Origin of the sequence: Streptomyces sp. NPDC006476, assembly GCF_040612015.1 — a bacterium.
GTDB lineage: Bacteria > Actinomycetota > Actinomycetes > Streptomycetales > Streptomycetaceae > Streptomyces > Streptomyces griseorubiginosus_B.
Genome location: NZ_JBEXPK010000320.1, coordinates 1 through 1,137, shown reverse-complemented (window position 1 = coordinate 1,137; position 1,137 = coordinate 1). Strand labels below are relative to the sequence as shown.

Below are 1,137 nucleotides of genomic sequence, written 5' to 3'. Positions count from 1 at the left end.
ATCCCACTCCGCATTCGTCAGGTCTCCACGTCCCATGGAGCCAGCCTGCCCCCAACACACCACCCCGCGAAGGGAGATCCGAGAAACAGTGCCTAATGGGGACCGCCGCCGTGGAGTATGCCGCCTGGCCCTGGCAGAAGACGCTGAAGCTGCTCGCCTCCCGCCTGCACACCATGTGCGCCCGCAAGGACTTCGACCTGGCCGACTGCGACGCCTACACCAAGGAGCGCCTGTGGTTGGCGGCCGCGGATCTCATGAGACTCCCCTCTCGTCGTCTCACCCCGCTGCGCGCCGAAGACGTACACCAGCTACTGCGCCAGCACCTCTACGGCGAGCCGGGGAGTCTGCCGGTGCGGAGCGGCTTCGGCACACGGTTCACCGGTTATCAGGCGGAGCTGCTGCGCATTGAGGAGGAACTCGGCAGGGGCCGCTGGGCTGACGCCGACGGCCTGCTGCACTCCCCGTATGCCGTTCCCGACCAAGAACTCATCCGCCCGAGGTACTGGGTCTGGGACGCTTACAGCCCAGAGCAGCTCAGGCTGCGCGCCGAGCAAGTCCTCACCGCCGCAGTAGAGATCTACACTGCACTCGTCGACACGTGGTTCCCTCACCTCAAGCCCGTCCTCGGCCTGGCCAGCGCCGTCCCCGCCGCACTGATCGGCGACCTGTACACGGCTCCGCCCGGCGGCAAAGACGCGTACGAGCCGCCCGGCTTGAGGCTTTCCCTTTACTCCTCACCCAGCAACTCGGTCACCGTCCGGCTCGTCCCGTCAAAGAACGCCCTCTACAAACCTGTGCCTGCAATCGCACACGGGTCCCGCCCGACGAGGTCCCCGTGGGCACGCCCAAGTACGCCGGTCCTGAGCGAACCGGAAATCCTCGGCGACGCCCCCGCGACCGACTACGCCTACGCCTGGCTCCACGAAGACCTCCACCGCCTTCACCTCACCGAGCACGGGCCGCGAGCCATGCGCACGGGTCTCCCATAGAGCCTGCCCGGAGGCGTGCCGAGGAAGATGGAGGCCGTGCACGACGACCCCGACTGTTGCCGGACGTTGAAAATGCCGACGCATGCGGCGTTCACGATGCCGATGAACTCTCATGGCGGCGCCCCATCGTTGGGTGTTCCGGTGGGGC

1 protein-coding gene is annotated in these 1,137 nt (G+C 67.1%); it reads left to right on the top strand.

Annotated elements, in window-relative coordinates; genetic code table 11:
• Positions 1-110: 110 nt before the first annotated feature.
• On the top strand, positions 111-989 hold the full coding sequence (locus ABZZ74_RS54320; protein WP_356951471.1) for a hypothetical protein: 879 nt from the start codon (positions 111-113) through the stop codon (positions 987-989).
• The last annotated feature ends 148 nt before the right edge of the window (positions 990-1,137 follow it).